The sequence below is a fragment of the Rhodoferax sp. GW821-FHT10B06 genome (assembly GCF_059415605.1).
This window is the reverse complement of sequence record NZ_JBWKNO010000019.1, coordinates 90923-107060: the sequence shown is the minus strand read 5'-3', so window position 1 is coordinate 107060 and position 16138 is coordinate 90923. Positions and strand designations below refer to the sequence as shown.

At 57.1% G+C, this 16138-nt stretch carries 17 protein-coding genes; 11 read left to right on the top strand and 6 right to left on the bottom strand.

The window, feature by feature from the left end:
• A partial coding sequence (locus tag AC07O2_RS22540) for a YncE family protein (RefSeq protein WP_495234468.1) occupies positions 1-348 on the top strand: 348 nt, incomplete at its 5' end.
• Between the two features lie 137 nt (positions 349-485).
• On the top strand, positions 486-1007 hold the full coding sequence (locus tag AC07O2_RS22535) for an arsenate reductase/protein-tyrosine-phosphatase family protein (RefSeq protein WP_495234467.1): 522 nt from the start codon (positions 486-488) through the stop codon (positions 1005-1007).
• A 157-nt stretch (positions 1008-1164) separates the two neighbouring features.
• On the opposite strand, the gene AC07O2_RS22530 is transcribed toward AC07O2_RS22535, so the two are convergent.
• Complete coding sequence (locus tag AC07O2_RS22530; protein ID WP_495234466.1) at positions 1165-1350, bottom strand: hypothetical protein; 186 nt, start codon at positions 1348-1350, stop codon at positions 1165-1167.
• Positions 1351-1984: 634 nt separating this feature from the next.
• On the opposite strand from AC07O2_RS22530, the gene AC07O2_RS22525 reads away from it, so the two are divergent.
• The 4 genes from AC07O2_RS22525 to AC07O2_RS22510 all read left to right on the top strand — a co-directional run bounded on the left by AC07O2_RS22525 (position 1985) and on the right by AC07O2_RS22510 (position 4785).
• Positions 1985-3223: a metallophosphoesterase family protein gene (locus tag AC07O2_RS22525; protein ID WP_495234465.1), complete on the top strand. Its 1239-nt coding sequence runs from the start codon at positions 1985-1987 to the stop codon at positions 3221-3223.
• Between the two features lie 69 nt (positions 3224-3292).
• Positions 3293-4081 (top strand): hypothetical protein, encoded by a 789-nt coding sequence (locus AC07O2_RS22520; protein WP_495234464.1) that lies wholly within the window; start codon positions 3293-3295, stop codon positions 4079-4081.
• A 2-nt stretch (positions 4082-4083) separates the two neighbouring features.
• Positions 4084-4635 carry a hypothetical protein gene (locus AC07O2_RS22515; protein ID WP_495234463.1) on the top strand — a complete coding sequence of 184 codons (552 nt, stop codon included), beginning with the start codon at positions 4084-4086 and terminating at the stop codon, positions 4633-4635.
• Positions 4636-4659: 24 nt separating this feature from the next.
• Positions 4660-4785, top strand: a complete 126-nt coding sequence (locus AC07O2_RS22510; protein ID WP_495234472.1) for a mannan-binding protein — start codon at positions 4660-4662, stop codon at positions 4783-4785.
• 49 nt (positions 4786-4834) lie between these two features.
• Here the strand turns inward: AC07O2_RS22510 and AC07O2_RS22505 are convergent, their stop codons facing one another.
• Positions 4835-5137 carry a hypothetical protein gene (locus tag AC07O2_RS22505; RefSeq protein ID WP_495234462.1) on the bottom strand — a complete coding sequence of 101 codons (303 nt, stop codon included), beginning with the start codon at positions 5135-5137 and terminating at the stop codon, positions 4835-4837.
• A 467-nt stretch (positions 5138-5604) separates the two neighbouring features.
• Between AC07O2_RS22505 and AC07O2_RS22500 the strand changes: the two genes are divergently transcribed.
• Together AC07O2_RS22500 and AC07O2_RS22495 are read left to right on the top strand one after the other, a co-directional pair.
• Entirely contained in the window at positions 5605-6609 is a 1005-nt protein-coding gene (locus AC07O2_RS22500) for a threonine/serine dehydratase family protein (RefSeq protein ID WP_495234461.1), read from the top strand.
• A gap of 199 nt (positions 6610-6808) precedes the next feature.
• Positions 6809-7171: a signal peptide protein gene (locus tag AC07O2_RS22495; protein ID WP_495234460.1), complete on the top strand. Its 363-nt coding sequence runs from the start codon at positions 6809-6811 to the stop codon at positions 7169-7171.
• Positions 7172-7245: 74 nt separating this feature from the next.
• Here AC07O2_RS22495 and AC07O2_RS22490 read toward each other — a convergent pair whose 3' ends face one another.
• Positions 7246-8190 carry a YiiX/YebB-like N1pC/P60 family cysteine hydrolase gene (locus AC07O2_RS22490; protein WP_495234459.1) on the bottom strand — a complete coding sequence of 315 codons (945 nt, stop codon included), beginning with the start codon at positions 8188-8190 and terminating at the stop codon, positions 7246-7248.
• Positions 8191-8645: 455 nt separating this feature from the next.
• Here AC07O2_RS22490 and AC07O2_RS22485 point away from each other — a divergent pair, with 455 nt between their 5' ends.
• The 3 genes from AC07O2_RS22485 (at position 8646) to AC07O2_RS22475 (ending at position 10929) form a co-directional block, all read left to right on the top strand.
• A complete protein-coding gene (locus tag AC07O2_RS22485; RefSeq protein ID WP_495234458.1) occupies positions 8646-8870 on the top strand; it encodes a type II toxin-antitoxin system MqsA family antitoxin in 225 nt (74 codons plus the stop codon).
• A gap of 605 nt (positions 8871-9475) precedes the next feature.
• The gene (locus AC07O2_RS22480) at positions 9476-9847 is read left to right on the top strand and encodes a helix-turn-helix domain-containing protein (protein ID WP_495234457.1); all 372 of its coding nucleotides are present in this window, start codon (positions 9476-9478) and stop codon (positions 9845-9847) included.
• Complete coding sequence (locus AC07O2_RS22475; RefSeq protein ID WP_495234456.1) at positions 9844-10929, top strand: TniQ family protein; 1086 nt, start codon at positions 9844-9846, stop codon at positions 10927-10929. Before AC07O2_RS22480 ends, AC07O2_RS22475 begins: the two co-directional genes overlap by 4 nt.
• Here AC07O2_RS22475 and AC07O2_RS22470 read toward each other — a convergent pair.
• Genes AC07O2_RS22470 through AC07O2_RS22460 form a run of 3 tightly spaced genes read right to left on the bottom strand, consistent with a single transcriptional unit; the run spans position 10926 to position 16136 of the window.
• The gene (locus tag AC07O2_RS22470; RefSeq protein WP_495234455.1) at positions 10926-12662 is read right to left on the bottom strand and encodes a TnsD family Tn7-like transposition protein; all 1737 of its coding nucleotides are present in this window, start codon (positions 12660-12662) and stop codon (positions 10926-10928) included. The genes AC07O2_RS22475 and AC07O2_RS22470 overlap by 4 nt on opposite strands.
• Before the next feature lies 1 nt (position 12663).
• Positions 12664-14085, bottom strand: a complete 1422-nt coding sequence (locus AC07O2_RS22465; protein ID WP_495234454.1) for an ATP-binding protein — start codon at positions 14083-14085, stop codon at positions 12664-12666.
• Entirely contained in the window at positions 14082-16136 is a 2055-nt protein-coding gene (locus AC07O2_RS22460; RefSeq protein ID WP_495234453.1) for a TnsB C-terminal domain-containing protein, read from the bottom strand. The genes AC07O2_RS22465 and AC07O2_RS22460 overlap by 4 nt, the downstream gene beginning before the upstream one ends.
• Positions 16137-16138: the final 2 nt, after the last annotated feature.

Sequence of the window (16138 nt, the reverse complement as noted above, 5' to 3'; positions counted from 1 at the left end):
GTGATGGATGCCGACAATGGCGCGATTCTGTACACCTATGAAATCGGTGGCGGTAACGACGACGTGGTGTATGACGCGGACCTGAAGCGGGTGTTCCTGGCCAACGGTGTGAACTCGGTGTTGAACGTGTTTGAGCAGGTGGACGCCAACACCTACAAGCCGTCCGAAGCGCTGGGCACCATGGCCGGCGTGCGCACCATGGCAATGGACCACAAGACCAAGAAGATCTACGCCATCACCGCCGAGGGCAGCGCTGACTACAGCAAGAAGATCACCACCAGCGTGTCGCCGTACTACGCCAACACCTTCTTTGACAACAAGTTCTACGTGCTGACCTACAGCAAGTAAAAAGAGCCGCCCTTAGATCGCAGAGACGTTCCGGGTCGCCGCGATTTTGGGGGGGCTTAGCTTTTGGCATTCGGTGGAAAAGAACTAAGCTACCCTGTTGCTAAAGTACTAGCAATTTAGTGCTGGCCGGGTATCTGATGCGATCTTCAACACGTGTACTTTTTGTATCTTCCGAGAACACGGCGCGCAGCATCCTTGCTGAGGCTTGTTTGAACCATTTGGGCATGGGCCGATTCAAGGCGTTCTCCTGCGGAATCCCAGGAAAGGCAGGCGGACCTGTGCATCCGGTAATACTGGGCGTGCTCGCTTCGGCCCAGATCCCTGCCAATGGTCTTCAGAGCAAGTCTTGGGAAGATTTCACGCGCAGCGGAGCTCCGCGGATGGACTTCGTCATTGCATTGGACCCAGTAAGCGTCGACCAGCATCCCAGTTGGCCGGGGCAGCCAGTTACAGCGCTTTGGAGTTATCCCGCCATCCTGTCGCCAGAAGGTAATGACTCTGACATGAGACCCCTTGCCCTGCAAATCTTGTACTCGATACGCCGGCGCTTGGAGTTGCTGATTGCCTTACCAATGCCCGGTCCGGATCGGACTGCGTTGCGCGACGATATCCGGGACATGGCCTATATGGGTCACTTTTTTGAAGACCAAGGCGACTGACTCGATAGGTCCAGATTGAAGCCCAAGCTGGCCGTAGTCATGTTGCGCAATTTGAAGCGGACCAGAAACCCCAACTCCGTGGCATATAACGGGATGGGGTTTTGCGCTGACCGCTTAGACACGATTATTTGGGCGTTGTATCGCCAAGAGTTCCGAATCAAGCCGGGGTAGAGCCATCCTCTGGCTTAGCCAGATGTTCGTCTATTTTTTCTTCGATAACTTTCTCGCCCTCAAAGCCGGCAATAGCAGCCAGGCCTTTCTTTAACAGCCCAGCTTCGGGGTCAAGTTTCTCAACTGCTTCTTCTGCAACCACCGCACCAATGATTTGATTCAGCAATCCCATGGCTAGCTCCGCGATAAAGTGGATAGATATTGGATATTAGCACCGCGCAGTGAATTGAATAGTTAGTCTATTTTTGGACTCTGTGTCCTATTCCAATGCAATGTCTAGGGCGAGTTGGAAATGTCAGAGCAGGCTGAGCTTTGAAGAGATGGCCGGCAACGGTACCCTGGCTACTCCGTTGTCGGCTTTTCTAAGCAAACGCGTAGTTCGCAGCGATAGCCCAACCGGCTGCTTTCGCCCTGCAAAGCCGGCCCTGCCCACGGTGGCTTCAGGCGGCCCTTCGAGCATGTCCGTTGACGGACTGCGCTCATCCCAAACGACATCGAAGCATTGCGCGCGAGAGAAAATGTTCCGTGAGCAGTCATTGTTGGGCTAGCGGCAGAAAACCATTTAAAAATCGACCTCGCCCAAATGGATCATCACTGACCTTCATTAAATTTGAGGATATTTACCTATCGGCAATAGCCTTTCGAAATCCCCTATGAACTCACCCTTGTGTGGGCCGATTTTGTCGCATTGACGCTTAGCAGCTACCGACGCTATAACGCCGCAGAATCGCGTGCGATTTCAGTCCAAGGTCTGTTCCAGCCATCGGGTACGGATCTCAATGTCCCATCCATCGCAGGAGGTCGCCATGGCAACAGCCAAACCGCAGTCCCACAAATTCGGCGTCACCCGTCCATCAGGGGACGGCAATTTCAATGTGCATGTCACAATACCCCAAGAGGTGCGAGATGTGCACTTTCGACCATTGCCACCACCGCCGGAATGCAGCAAGCCTCCCTACCAGATGGACTTGGCTGCCATCATCCCAGCTGCGGACCTGAAGGCCATCCAGCAGGCCAAGAAGATGACCTTCCACGTGAACGGTGACATGGGCGGCATCGTTAGCCCAACCGCCCAGGAACTCGTGGCCGCTGGCATGGAAGGTGACTTTGTGGATGGAGCCAAAGCCTCTGACAACCCAGCCTTTCTGTACATACTGGGCGACTGCGTGTACTTCAACGGTGAGATCGCCAGCTATAGGACACAGTTTTACGAGCCCTACAAGCACTATATGGCTCCGATTGTGGCGGTCCCAGGCAACCACGATGGCGAGAACGTGCCAGCAGACAGCACGCTTGATGGGTTCATGAAGTTCTTCTGTTCCTGTAAGGCACAGATCCTTCCCGATCTCATGGGTGATTCAGGCAGAACCACCATGACGCAACCCTATGTCTTCTGGACTTTGCGCACACCGCTTGCCAATATTGTTGGGCTTTACTCCAACGTACCAGAGGGCGGTGACATACGGTCACCGCAGATCGAGTGGCTGGTAGGGCAGCTTAAAACACTGCCAAAGAATCTCCCACTATTGATCACGCTGCACCACCCCATATATTCGGCTGACACCTACCACTCCGGCAGCACGCATATGAAGCAACTGTTGGAACAAGCCGCCACACAGGCAGGTCGTCATCCAGACATGGTCCTGGCTGGGCACGTCCATGCCTATGAACGCATTTCCAAAAACACAGCGGATGGCACAGTCGTGCCGTACATCGTCGCGGGTGCCGGCGGCTACCACAATCTTCACAAAATGATGAAGGTTGACGGGCAGCAGTTGGTGACGCCGACAACCTTTGTCGACAAAGAGGGCGAAAGCGTCGTGCTGGAAAACTACTGTGATGACCGCTGGGGGTTTCTGCGGCTGGAGGTTACCGATAAGCTGATCACTGGCCGCTATTTCACGGTGCCCAAACCGACCGAACCGAGCAATTTGCCCAACGCCCTACAGGATTATTTCGAGTTCGACTGGCGTAAGCACCGTTATGTGCCAAACACACTGCCTGCCCAGGGGGCGAAGCTGTCCAAAAAGTCCAAGGGGAAATAGCGACCTTGATGTAGTGGGCTCATCAGCGTAATAATGCGCTTCTTGCCGCCTCTTTGAGGAGTTTGTCGCATGACTGTCCAGGTTCTCGACGTCAACGCCAATCCGCCGCAGGTTGTTTCGCAAAGTGCGATCACCGGCGCCGATCTCGGCGGAGGTCGCTCACTGGTGGTGCTGTCAGGCATCGCGTTGATCGACTGGAAGTACAACAGCGACCACGTCTGGCATGGCGAGACCGAGATCAACCTCGGCATCTTTGCAAGCAATCTCGAACAAGCTAGCGCCTTTATTGGGCTGACGAGCATCATGAACGACGATTCGTCGTTCCTTTTTGCTGCCGACACGGTCACGGTCGCGTTGCGCGATTCAGGTGAGCTGTTTCTGCATATCGATACCGCGCTGATGGGTGAATACTCCTATCTCGGGCGCATTTCCTACCAGGTTGTGGCCACGCTGGTGAAGGTGAGCCCGCATATCTCCGGCACGATCACCTGGCCGGCATCGATGCTTGCGCCACACAGCCTGGACCCAGGCTTGGTCGCAGGATCTTTCGGCATTGTTGCCAACCATATCGAGCATATCAATCCATCCGGCGGAGGCTTTGGCTACACCAAGCTCACGCCACTCACACCAGGCCAGATCTTCAAGGTTGACAAGGCTGGCGATACCTTTGTCGCGCATTACCGCATCGACAACCCCAAGCTGGCGATACCGCTGCAGGTTACGGTGGCACTCGGACCACCGTTTCCGGGAAATGCCCTATGTGGTCAGATTAACGGACCGATGGAATTCACGCTGACCGGTTCCGCGCCATCCATGGACGGTATCAATTTCATCGTTTCCGTGATGAGGATTAACTGACCGTGAACAGCATATTCCCGCAGCCGATCGTGCGCATACCGGTCGTTGGCCCGGACGGATTTAACACGCTTGCCGTGGTGCGCCACAGCTTCCGGATTGCGGCGATGGGCAACGATATGAAGCTCTACCGCTATTCCACCACGGTGATCACCGATTTCGTGCTCGTGGGCTACGACCCTCGGGCGACGATCTTCCGGCACTCCACGACGGCTGCGATCCAAATGTTGCAAAACCAGGACGACTCCGCTCAATTGGGGGACGATACCGCGACCGTGATGACGGCGCTGGACACGGTCGATAACTGCTCTTTTGATCCGCATGGCACCTGGACCGTGGGCGTCAGTCTTGCGACTATGAGCAGCGACCTCGATACAGTCGCTGCCGCAAACATCATGATCTCAAGTTGGGTGCTGTGCTGGGAGCCACCGGTCGATCCACGGCAGCCGGGCGCGGGTCAACAAATGGTGCATCCGAGGCGATTGAGGTATCCGACTAACCCAGCGGAGCCTCTACATCCGTATGCCAAGCGACATGCCAAGACCCTTGGAACCTAAACATCCGGTGGGTCTAAGGGCACTATCACCAAGTGCCCAGCCACCTGTGCCAGCCACGCGGCTCAATGGAACGGTCAGTGGACCACGACCGTGTGGGGTCAGATATCGGTGTGTGGTTGCTACAAGAATGTGGGCATGAACCAAAACTGAATCAAGTCCCGCACAGGGGTCACCATAGCGTGTTCACCTTGGTCTCGCTTTAAAAATCAGTTTCTTCGGACCGCTCGATACGGTTCATCTCGGCGACGATGGCGACGAGTTGGTCTGTCACCTGTGCGGCTCGCTCTTGCAACACCGATAGAGAAATGGTGCCGCTTGCAGCGCCGCCATATTCCACATTTGCGAAATAGGCAAAGCCATCAGGTACTGCTGCGGCTTCCTCCCGGACAGCTTCCTCGATAGAGGAATAGACCTCCGGCAGGCTGACCTCATTGCCTCCTCGTAGGGCCACAGCGCGATAAAGGCCTGTGTCAATCTGGTCGATTTGAAGAGTTAGAACCATGGCCTGAAACTATGCCACGACGCCGGGCGGCTAGTGCTAATTTCCATTGTGCACACCGTGATTTTTTTCTGCGCTATCCATAAATAGACTGAGGATTCGCATTCTCCCCAATAGGGCCGACCGATGTAGCGATATTGCCGAAATGATGGGCAACACAGGTTCTAGGGCGCCTGTTCATCGCCTTCGGACGCTGCCATCATTAGCGCAGGCTCTGCGGCCGCCACGCTAAGATTTGAACTCGACGTTGTGCTAGCATGGTTCCGTGATATCCAACGACTGCGCCCACCATCAAGTGTCGCCCTCCACGGGCCGCACGCTGGGTCGCGCGTCTATTGCTCCAACCTCCATTTCGATTCGAATTCTCTCGGATCGTTGAGCTGCGGCTTCTCGCCGGTGCCCAACGGTCCCATTGCATGCAACGGTGCTCCTAGTGCGCTATCCCATGAATCGATCGATGGAGAGTTTCAATGTTTCAAGTTTCCCCGGGTGCTGAGTCGCCCTATCCCCGGCTTCAAGATGTCGAACGTGCCGCAGCACGTTTGGGCAAAAAAATTTTGCAGACACCGACGTGGCACTGGCAAACAGGCGTCGTCCATCACCTCTGCCCACAGACCGAGGTCTGGCTGAAGCTGGAATTGTTCCAGCGCACCGGTAGCTTCAAGCTCCGTGGCGCTTTGAACTGCATCCAGGCACTGGACGTTGCTGCCCTTGCCCGCGGGGTCGTGGCGGCGAGTGCAGGCAACCACGCCGTAGCTGTCGCCTACGCGGCACGTGCTGCTGGTACCACCGCCAAGCTGGCCATGCCGCGCCATGCCAGCTCAGCACGTGTGGATGCCTGCCGTGACCAAGGAGCCGATCTCCTACTGACCGACACGATCCACGAGGCATTCGCACTGGCGAAGCGTTTGGTGGTCGAGGAGGGACGCAGTATGGTCCATCCCTTCGACGGGCCGCTGACCGCAGAAGGCACGGCTACCATCGGTTTGGAGCTTATGCGTCAAGTGCAGGGACTCGATGCCGTGATCGTGCCGGTGGGGGGCGGCGGACTGTGTGGTGGCATTGCATCGGCGGTGAAGCAGATCAACCCGGATATCTTGGTCTTTGGTGTGGAGCCCTTCGGCGCCGATGCCATGTACCGCAGCTTCCAGGCCGGTCAACCGCAAGTACTCGAACATGTAGACACGGTCGCCGACAGTCTGGGCGCTCCTTATGCGCTGGAGTACAGCTATGGTGTTTGCCGGCGCTTCGTCGACGAGATTGTTCGCGTGAAGGACCAAGAAATCGTTGCGTCCATGCACCATCTGTTTCGTGACATGAAGTTGGTAGCAGAACCAGCGGCTGCAGTGGCCACTGCAGCCTTGCTGGGGCCACTACGCGAGCGGCTTAATGGCAAGCGCGTGGCACTGATCGTGTGTGGCTCCAACATTGACACCGCTCACTTCAGTGAGTTGCTGGCAGGCTCCGCCCAATAGGCCGATGCCCTTGTCGTGGGGACGTTAGGACAGCTCCTCACGACTGTCCGGTTTGTCCCCGTACACCGTTGCGGCTACTGCGCCGTCTACCAGCTTCATCTGAACTTCACATTGGTTCGTAAACGCATGTTCTTGGAGCGCGTTGTAGGTACAGGGCTACAGTTTTTGCAGCCCACTGCATACTGCAAAGGAATTTCAAATGCGTTCACAAGTTCGTGCTCTCTCCATCGCCCTTGGCCTGTTCTGTGCCGCATCCGCATTTGCACAGACGGCTGCTCCAGTCGCGGCCAAGGCAAGCACGCCTGCCGCTGTGACGGCCCCCGCAGCTACGACTCCGGCGGCTAAAGCTGCTGTAACGCCCACGGCCAAGGTTGCTGCGCCCGCGGCTGCTGCAGCAGCCGGTGGTGGCGACGGCAAGGTGTGGGTGAACACGAAGTCGAAGGTGTACCACTGCGAGGGCTCCAAGTCCTATGGCAAGACCAAGGTCGGTGAATACATGACCGAAGCCGATGCCAAAGCCAAGGGCAACCATGCCGACCACGGCAAAGCCTGCAACAAGTAAGCAGGGATGTCTGTGAGTTAAAGGGCGCTTCGGCGCCCTTTTTTGTCAACTTTGAATTGACAGGTTGGGCATGCCTACGCCTTTGAACTAGAACGCGCGGGTAAGTCCTTCAACCACTGCGAGAGTTTCCTGAGGCGGCTTCGCAACAAGTGGGTATTCAATATCTTGCGGGAACGCCAATTCACTTTGGCGCCTGCTTTTAGCGCATCGTCTAAATGCTCCGTGGCACGGAAGCTCTCCCGGGGTGGGCGTGCTCGGAACGCTGCAGCCTGGGCCAGGCGATCGGCTGTTTTTTCAATCGAATTGACATCGTCTTCGAGCGCATACAGCGCTTGGGCAGCGTCGGCGAATTGCGTCTGCATCACCATATTGATTTCGAGGCCTTGCAGGAAAGTTTGAATCGACGAGCGCTGTCGCTGCATCTCTTCTTCCTGGCGCTGCGGAGATTGCCGCTCCAGATGGCTAAAGCGATCGGAATAAATCGAAGTGACTTCGACCCAATCGGCGTTGTCGAAGATATGCGCTTGCAAGTCAGCCGGTAACACCGTTGAAGTGAGCCATCGTTCATCGGGGCGCTCCCCTAACGCCCGTTGATAAACCCGCGACACCAACTGTGAACAAAAGCTGCGGCTAGAGTCCTCCGTACGACCCGGTAATTCAGGTAGATTTATCGCGAAGTTGTAGCCTTGTGCTAAGAAATATCCCGCCGCATTACGAATGCGTACACCGACGCTATCACGATTTGTCTGGGAGGCTTCATCCAGATCACGTCGTCGGAACACGCGCCAATTTGTTTGCCCCTGTTTGCGCATGAAGTCGTACAAACCAAAGGCTGCAACGCCCTCGCCGGGCATGGCCTGCACCCCATAGTTGATGTGGCACATCAAGGCTACATGACTGAAATCCGCTCTATCTCCTAGTCTCAATCCCTTTTGAGCCAAAACATTCCAAGAAGCACCGCAAAAAATAATGTCGCCTTCGAGCGGTGTGGAGTGCGCTGGTCGTTGGAGCTGATGCATGGTTCTGGGTGGTGCATTGTTCGAGGGAATGTTAGGGCATTCGGGAATGCGCGGGTAGGCGTAAAACGGTAGTTCATTCCCCATCGGAGGTACGCCCAGGTCCCAAAGAAGCATTGGCAGTTGGCGCCGACGTCGGTTTGACCAAGTGTGCTGGAAATCAGTGACCAGCTCACATACCAAAAGTTTTGAAGGTTGCCGCAGGTTGCAGAAGGACGCCCCATGGTCAGCGAAAGCTGGCAGGGGTGCTCAAATAGACGCTGGCAGCAACAAATAAATTAGCTAATATCTGTCAGTCCCATCGAATACCGAGCAAGCCTCGGACTTACGACATAAACCAGTCAAAATCTTACGCCCCCCTATTGGTCATTCTGAAGGTAGCGTCAACAGTCCTGCACGTTTTACGGCAAACTATCGCTCTTAAGCGGCACCGAAGCACCATCACAGGAGTTGCTATCATGAAATGTCCATGCTGCGGAGCGGCCGAACTGATTCGTGACACACGCGATGTTGCCTACACCTACAAGGGCAGGAATACGACCTTTCCGGCCTTCACGGGTGACTTCTGCCCTGCATGTGACGAACTTATTCTTGACCGAGAACAGAGTGATCGCTATTGCCGGTTGATGGCGCAGTTTCGTAGCGAAACTGACGAGCAGCAGCAGAATCTCGGCTCGTTTTAACCTTTGTCAGATGCCTGAAGTCCCCCTGGTTTAAGGCAACAATTGCATGGTGAACCCCATGTCAACCCAACTTCGCGTCGATATCGACTCACAACCTCGCCGCGCGTCGCCCCCCCCGAAACAGCAAGATTAACGATTGGCCGCCCCTTATAGACTTAAGGCACGCCTCCGGTATCTGGGACGAGGTGAGCAGCACCGCAGCACGGGCACTTCATTTTTCCTCGTTCAACGCTGACATGGGAAAACCCCTTACCGAGGGGCACCACAGACAAGCTGACTTTGGACGATCATCGCTTGCATGGCCGAGCCTGCCACATCCAGACTGATCGCATAGAGGCGCTCCAAATTGCACATGCGACTACCAATTTAAGCGGCCCCGCCTTTTTAGCAACTCCGCTGCAAAAAAGACGGCAGAAGCAATGGGTAGTCAACTTGCTGCATGACCACCGACAGCGACACGAACTGCAAAGCAGCCGCCATTGATTGCGCGCGACAGCCAACAACATCGGGCCTGCACCTTCAACATCGACCCACTCTAGCCGACCAAGCCTACGACGGTCTCATACCGTTGACGAACACTGAAAGTTGACATTTTTAATGCATTTATGCATTATTCATGTATGTCAACGCAATCTAATCAGCGAATAAGCGAGCTACTGCGGAAGGAGCTTCGTCGGCAGGGAATATCCCAAGAATCCTTAGCGTTAAAAATGCAAGCAAGCCAGTCGCAGGTGAGCCGCATTTTGTCCGGGAAGACATCCTCCTCGTCAAAGCTAGCACGCGACATAGAAAATTATGTATTTATGCAACGTAATTTATCAATGCGAGCCCGCCTTGCGTCGAACGAGGACCTGATGAGCGCGCTAGAAGTTGCCTGGGACGGAACGCCAGCCCACGCAAGGGCTTTGGCAGCAGTCATCCGCAGCTTGACGCTGCTGGCACCGAGTGACCCTCCAACGGAGAGCATCAAAGTATGAGTTACGTTGTCATTCCTCAACCGCAGCCGGACGAGTTGCTTGAAGGGCTCCTTGGTCGCATGGCCGCCGCCAACGGTTGCACCTCCGTCGACAACCTGATTGATGGCCTTCAAAATGCCCAGCAGCATGAAAACGAAGGCAAGCCCTTGTGGATCATTGCGACGGCATTTGACACAACCGTCGCCGACCTTCAACGACGTTTCACGACGGTGCCAGCACTACGAGCGTTCACGACCGAAGCAAAACAGCGGACGCCAACCTGGGGAGGCGCCGATGGCAGCCTCCACATATCCGGGCTTTCCCGGCGCTCCTCTACAGAAGCCTTGACGTGCATGACCTGTGTGCAGCGGGATATCGCTTCGGGCAAGCAAAGTTACTGGCGGCGCTCAAACCATCTTCCCGGCGTCGACTGGTGCATTGAGCACGCAACCCCACTAATCCGATTCGAGTGCGAAGCCTTCGCCATGCCACCAAGTGAGGCGATCAGACGACTGGAGGGCCACAACTTCGACTGTCCATGGAACAACGCGCCCACATCGGTGCTCGGGCGCTACGCAGGTCTGTTGGCGCAGTGGTTGCAGCAGCCCACTTCGATGAGCTGCAAGGCCTTGAATCGCGTCGCTCAAGAAGGCTGCCGCCGACGCGACCTCCGAACCGGACAGGTAGGCAAGCGTCCGGTGATCAGCGATCGGGCTAAGGAGATCGTTCCACGCGGCTGGCTCAAGAAGTACTTGCCCGCATTGCTATCGAAGGAGCGAGAGGCATTCTTTGCTAGGTTGGACGGCATCAGCAAAGACAAACACGTAGCATACGCCAGTGCAAACTGCGCGCTGGCTCTCGCGGTGTTGTTCGACTCTGTTGAGGAAGTTGCCGCTTTGTTCACGGCAGAACAAGCACAGCTCGATAGCCAGACTAATGACAGCGACGCGATGCTGGCGGCTCGAAAGGCTTTTGTGAGCGGTCAGAGCTTGAGCTCCGCATGCGACATGCACGGTATCCCGATCGACCAGTTCGAGCAATGGCTGAGGGCAGCAGCGAAGGGCTGGAAAGACTTGCGACTGACGGCCCCCGTGCCAGCTTAGAAGAGTTGCTCAGGGTCCGAGCGCAGCGTGGTTCCCAGCACCGACTGGAGCACCAACAACGTGCGCGGCCATGCCTGCGGTCGACGTAGAACCCGCTTCAAGCCGGGCGCCAACACAGTCCAATGCTCCGGGTTGAGCAGATCGGCCTCACTGGACTCAGCGCGTGCCATGACAGCCGCCCGCAACGCACGCGCATACCGATCATCTGCCCGCTCTATACGCACGGTGGCATGGTTGGCATCGCGGCGCCGGTCAGTGAAATTAGAACTTTGCAGCTTGAGCCACTCGCGATCGTTGCGATACAGCCAAGCATACGCCGCTGGCTCTGCTCGACGGGCGGCTGCCACGCCAAGCATAGGAGCAGCACAAGCAACGGCCATCCAAGCCGCGCGAGCGTTGTCACGCGCCCGACTCGTGCGAACCTGATGCCAACGCGCCTGCAGTCCAGGCACCTGCCGAAGTAGCTTGGTGACCGTCACTTGGGAAGTTCTTAGCCAGGCCGCAACAACAGCTTTGTCCTGGCCTGCAAGCAAATGTTGGATGGCGACCGTCCGTCTCTTCTCGTCGACAACCTTCGGCCGCCGCGGCGTTTCAAAGCCGGCTCTTGCTGCCCATGCAGCGACGGTCGATGGATCGACGCCGTAGCGCCTTGCCAGGGCCGTCGCGGATGCCCTACCCGACAGCAATTCTGCAGCGTCTTGCTGGGTCAATCCTCCCCTCTCGCGGGAGGCAGAGCGTTCCGCATGCGATATCAGGGACAGAATTACTGGGGCACACGAACGGTCATACTCTCTTATAAATGCAGCCAGGTCATCGAATACCAAAGACAACCAGACCAGGTAGCGCAACGGCTGGGTCAACGACCTCCCGGCGACAATCCTCGACAACTGAGCCTGCGCGACTTTGACGTCCATCTGCATGGCAAATGGCGGCAAGCGGACCATAACGGCGGTATGCAACCGTAGATCACTCTCGAACTTTTGCCAGGCAATGCGGCGCGACGAGGACACCCAGCCGCGACGGCGCATGCCCTCCAGAACGGCTTGCGAGATCGCATGAACATCCGCGAGACGTCCTGGCACCAGAGTACACAGGTCGATCCCAAGAGCCGCAAGTGTCTGCAGCTGTCTTACCGTTCGAATGTCATCGCCACCGCCCCACCACGGCACCAAGCCTGCATCCATCGGCAGCACGAACTGAAAGCGTGCTCGCTGATCCAGCTTGACAGGTGATATCAACAAAGGATCGCCGTGGATCGGGCAGACCCAAACAGCAGGCCACTGGTGCATGCGCCGCCAGTAAGCCACGGCATGCTGTCGGCGATCCTCGCCCATGCATGCTGAACAGGCTTTCAGCGGATGTGCAGCACCCAATCCACTGGTTAGCAGACCCAGCAGGAACTTGAGGCTACGGATGCCGTCGCCGTACATACTTAGAACGGCTCGGTCGTATATATCCTTAGACCGGAAAGGACCATAGAACGGTAGGAGCGTCCGATCATTCGCCAGCGCTTGCACCGTTCCAAGACTACCAGCGGAGCGCGCTACCAGCGCTTCTAACCCTGCCGGGAGATCATGCGCCGTGCCATGCCGCCGCCGCCCAAACAGCTGGAGGCAGGTTGCTGAGGCAATACCGTTGGAACTCAGCAGGTGGTAGCGGCTGCACCAACTGAACAAGGTTTCGTCCGGGAGCCAGGGTACGCGCTCCCCGATAGGCCAATGGGCTTGCAGCATTTCAGTCGCCCCCGTTTTCGACGTCGACTTTTTGAACCGTGCCCCTCTTCTTTCCGTCGCTCAACAGCCGAGAACCTGCAAGCAGCGCTTCGGCATTGACTGTCGGCCGACGCGGAAGCCGCGTGACGTTGGTGCTCGGCTTGGCGACGGTTGGCATGTCTGGCGACGCGCGGAGCTTGCTCAGCGCGCGGCGCTCATCGGCGTTTAGCGCACTTTCCAAGAGATGCACAGCCGCTGCTGGTGGTGGTTGATTGAACATCGGCTTGGTTGCCGCAATCTTGCCGCCCTCGGTGCTCGGCATCGGTCCAGAAAATGGTGCACTGAGGTCCCGCCTCTTTTCGGACAGCAACCCACTGAAGTGAAGCGAACGCAGTGCATCCACGTCGCCGCGCTGGCTGGCGTACGCCCGGGATTGGTAGGCCGCTCGAACATCATCCATGGTGACAGCCCGATCGACCTTCAAGGGCCAAGCAATCCGACAAGCGTCCCGCAACAGAATGCGCAATAGACGGTAGAGACCTCCCGTCAGCTGATGCAGCGCATGCGCGTTGTGCTTAGCATCAATGTTGATCAACCCCGAACCAAGGCGCACATACTCGTCCAATACAGCTTGCCAGTGCCTGTCATCCGCCAGCGGTGGTTCTAGAGTAAGACAGTTGGCCAACAACCTATCCTTGTCCTCCTGCGGGCGCGTTAGCAGCTTGTGCCCGAGAGAATAATTGAAAACGTAGACAACCGCAGGACCGAGACTGTTGAGATCGCTTATGAGGTTCGCAATCAGCGTTGTCGACTGGTCACTTCGCGTCATCGCTTGCATTTCATCGACGAGCAGTACCTGTGTACCCTTCGCGTACAGCCACTGCCGCAGATGCTGCGACATTTCTTCGGCTGCGATGTTTCTTCGACCCGCTATGAAAACGGGATTTGCCAGCGATCGGAGTACCGGCCTGGCAGATCGCTGAGCCTGCATTTCGATGCGAATCACGGGCTCGATGGGCGCTTGTACGCCTGGCGCGATCCCTCCCTTCACGCCAGATGAAAGTGCACGCACGAACGCTTTTGTTGCCGACGACTTCCCGCAGCCCGCCAGTCCCGTAACGCCCCAAATCTCTTGGTCAGACTGGACGACCGGACTGCGGGCATAGATCGCAGCCTCGTATGCGCTGACGGACGTAATGCGTGACATTGCGCTCAACCGCACGCGGTCGACGAGCTGCCGAATGAATGCGAGGTGCGCCGCGCACGGAATATAGGTAGCCTTCCAAGCGTCGAGTATCCGCCCGCATGCAACGACAGGGGCATCTCGTGCAAGACCTTGCGGCGCGGCCACAAGGTGTGTAACCCGCTCGCGAAGCCCGTCGTCGGTGGCGAGCCCATCGAACCAATGCACCCATGGTGGCACCGTATTCCCATGCCGGCTCATCGGCGACCTCCTTTCGCGTGGATCAGCGGCATGATGTCCCGGGCCTCCCTCAACGAAACGGCACTACCTCGCTTTGCGCGGCCCGGCCGAATGTCCGCCTGGTCGTAGGCTAGCCCCGTTTCGGCTTCGTACCGCTCGGACACATCCGCCCTGGCGGCCTCTCGGTGCTCTCGAAATGCAGCTAGTTCTTTGTCCCGTAGATCGGCGAGCTGCGCGAGTTCCGCAACCGACAAGAAGTCTTCGTCGTCACCGCCCCGTATTCCAAAAGAAGCATCGACAACGAGGATGCCGTCCGGCGTGTCGAGAAAAATGTGCCGAACGCATGCAGGTAGCAGATAGCCTTGGATCCGGGTCGTTGCCCTCGTCAGTAGCATGCTGTCACGAAGCGCCGCAGACCAGTACCGAAAACCCATGAAATAAATCGCGCCATCGCTTACCGTCAAATCTACCTGCTGAAGGTAGTTGCGGATCGCCTGCTCGCGCTGCGGCTTGTAGCCAAATGTCCGCCCACGGCCAACTAGGTAATTCCACATGCCGATAGGCGTAGGAAGAACGCGCTGGGAAATAGCCTCTGGTCCTAACCTGAGCCGGACGTTGGTCGACTTGTTCGATTCGATCACCCGCCAAATCTCGTTCCGAACGACTTGCACAATAGATTGCCGTGTCAACTTATAGCGCGGCGCGCCCTCGACCTTGACAGACTTAGGGTGCCGGGTTTCAACGCTGGCCTTCGATTGACCGGAATATGAGGGTGCCATTTCCCTGATGATCGGCTTCAGCGCTGCAGCGTCGCCATTGGCACGACGGGTTGCCCCTGGGCCTCGGTCAGCGACATCATGCAGCGGCAGTCCGATACTAGGCCATTCTTCTGGCGAGATCTGAATGCCGAACAAGCTGCAATACCAAACTTTGTCAACCGACATGCAAAACTTCGCCATGCGGTAGGCGTCTGCCTTCTCGCCTTTCAACGAGAAGCCGATCCCGACCACCATAGCGGAGCCCACGCACAGTATCCGTACGACACAGATTCGGGGTAAATGGCTCCCCTCCAAGTAGCCTGCGCACACTTCCTTGACGAAGTACCCGTCCGACTCCAGCATCTCCATCGCGTTAGCCACGGCATTGGTGAAAGATCCGTTCGATGGCGCAAGCTTCGACCTGACGCGCTCCTGGCCATACTTCAGAAGCTGACGGGTCTCTAGGTCATAGGCCAAGCCAACCCGGTACCGAAACTGACCAAAAGTAGGAAATGCCTTGCCCTCTGGCTGGACAAAGGACATGCGCTGCCGGGCGTCGCTGACAGGCTTGCAGCCGAAGACCCGCACGATTGTCCGTCGGTAGATGGCATGCATAGTCTGGCCAGGCGTGGCGTACTCGCGAAAGCCTTGCAGACATAGCTCCTGCACCTCCTCGTCGCACGCGCTATGACCATGCTGCGCTCCGAGCAGCGAGGGGCGCCCGAACTTCTTGTTCTTCGGAGCACGTTTCCATTTACCGAGCTTGTTGATCGGGTAGTGCAATGCCAGCCGCTCCATGCCGAAAGCGATGTAAGCAAAGAAGGCAGCCCGGTACCGGGACTCATTTTGGCAAGGCGTGCATGACCTGGCGTACCGGTTCAACACGGCCTCGGGGTTTTCCGCCCCAAAGACACCAGCCAATCCCTGGACCGCTGGCCACAGGTGGGCGAGCATCGTGTCAATGCGCTGAACGTGAGGTAGTCGGCGCGTGTGATCTTGCTTATCGTGTTCCAGCAGATCGGAGATGGTCACATCCCCGAGCCAATGCGGAAGCGATCGGGGCCTTTCAAACGGGCGGATCAGGCCACTGTCCTTGGCCGCCTCGAAGCGATAGCGCTGAACAAAGTAAAGCACGGCCTTGTAAACAGCACCGCGCGATGGTGCACACACCTCCGGGAGGGCCAAAGTTGGAGCGTCAAAGGACAGAAGCACGACCCGATTGCGATCGGCGTCGCTGTACATGAAGTGATACACCACATTGGCCACAAGCCCTTCAAAGCCATAGGGGGCAACAAGCTGCTCTCCTAGCATCATGG

Coding starts and splice junctions, on each gene's coding strand:
- AC07O2_RS22505 (WP_495234462.1), bottom strand. CDS start 5,137: ATGGTTCTAACTCTTCAAATCGACCAGATTGACACAGGCCTTTATCGC.
- AC07O2_RS22495 (WP_495234460.1), top strand. CDS start 6,809: ATGCGTTCACAAGTTCGTGCTCTCTCCATCGCCCTTGGCCTGTTCTGT.
- AC07O2_RS22500 (WP_495234461.1), top strand. CDS start 5,605: ATGTTTCAAGTTTCCCCGGGTGCTGAGTCGCCCTATCCCCGGCTTCAA.
- AC07O2_RS22475 (WP_495234456.1), top strand. CDS start 9,844: ATGAGTTACGTTGTCATTCCTCAACCGCAGCCGGACGAGTTGCTTGAA.
- AC07O2_RS22460 (WP_495234453.1), bottom strand. CDS start 16,136: ATGATGCTAGGAGAGCAGCTTGTTGCCCCCTATGGCTTTGAAGGGCTT.
- AC07O2_RS22485 (WP_495234458.1), top strand. CDS start 8,646: ATGAAATGTCCATGCTGCGGAGCGGCCGAACTGATTCGTGACACACGC.
- AC07O2_RS22465 (WP_495234454.1), bottom strand. CDS start 14,085: ATGAGCCGGCATGGGAATACGGTGCCACCATGGGTGCATTGGTTCGAT.
- AC07O2_RS22520 (WP_495234464.1), top strand. CDS start 3,293: ATGACTGTCCAGGTTCTCGACGTCAACGCCAATCCGCCGCAGGTTGTT.
- AC07O2_RS22480 (WP_495234457.1), top strand. CDS start 9,476: ATGCATTATTCATGTATGTCAACGCAATCTAATCAGCGAATAAGCGAG.
- AC07O2_RS22535 (WP_495234467.1), top strand. CDS start 486: ATGCGATCTTCAACACGTGTACTTTTTGTATCTTCCGAGAACACGGCG.
- AC07O2_RS22470 (WP_495234455.1), bottom strand. CDS start 12,662: ATGCTGCAAGCCCATTGGCCTATCGGGGAGCGCGTACCCTGGCTCCCG.
- AC07O2_RS22490 (WP_495234459.1), bottom strand. CDS start 8,190: ATGCATCAGCTCCAACGACCAGCGCACTCCACACCGCTCGAAGGCGAC.
- AC07O2_RS22525 (WP_495234465.1), top strand. CDS start 1,985: ATGGCAACAGCCAAACCGCAGTCCCACAAATTCGGCGTCACCCGTCCA.
- AC07O2_RS22530 (WP_495234466.1), bottom strand. CDS start 1,350: ATGGGATTGCTGAATCAAATCATTGGTGCGGTGGTTGCAGAAGAAGCA.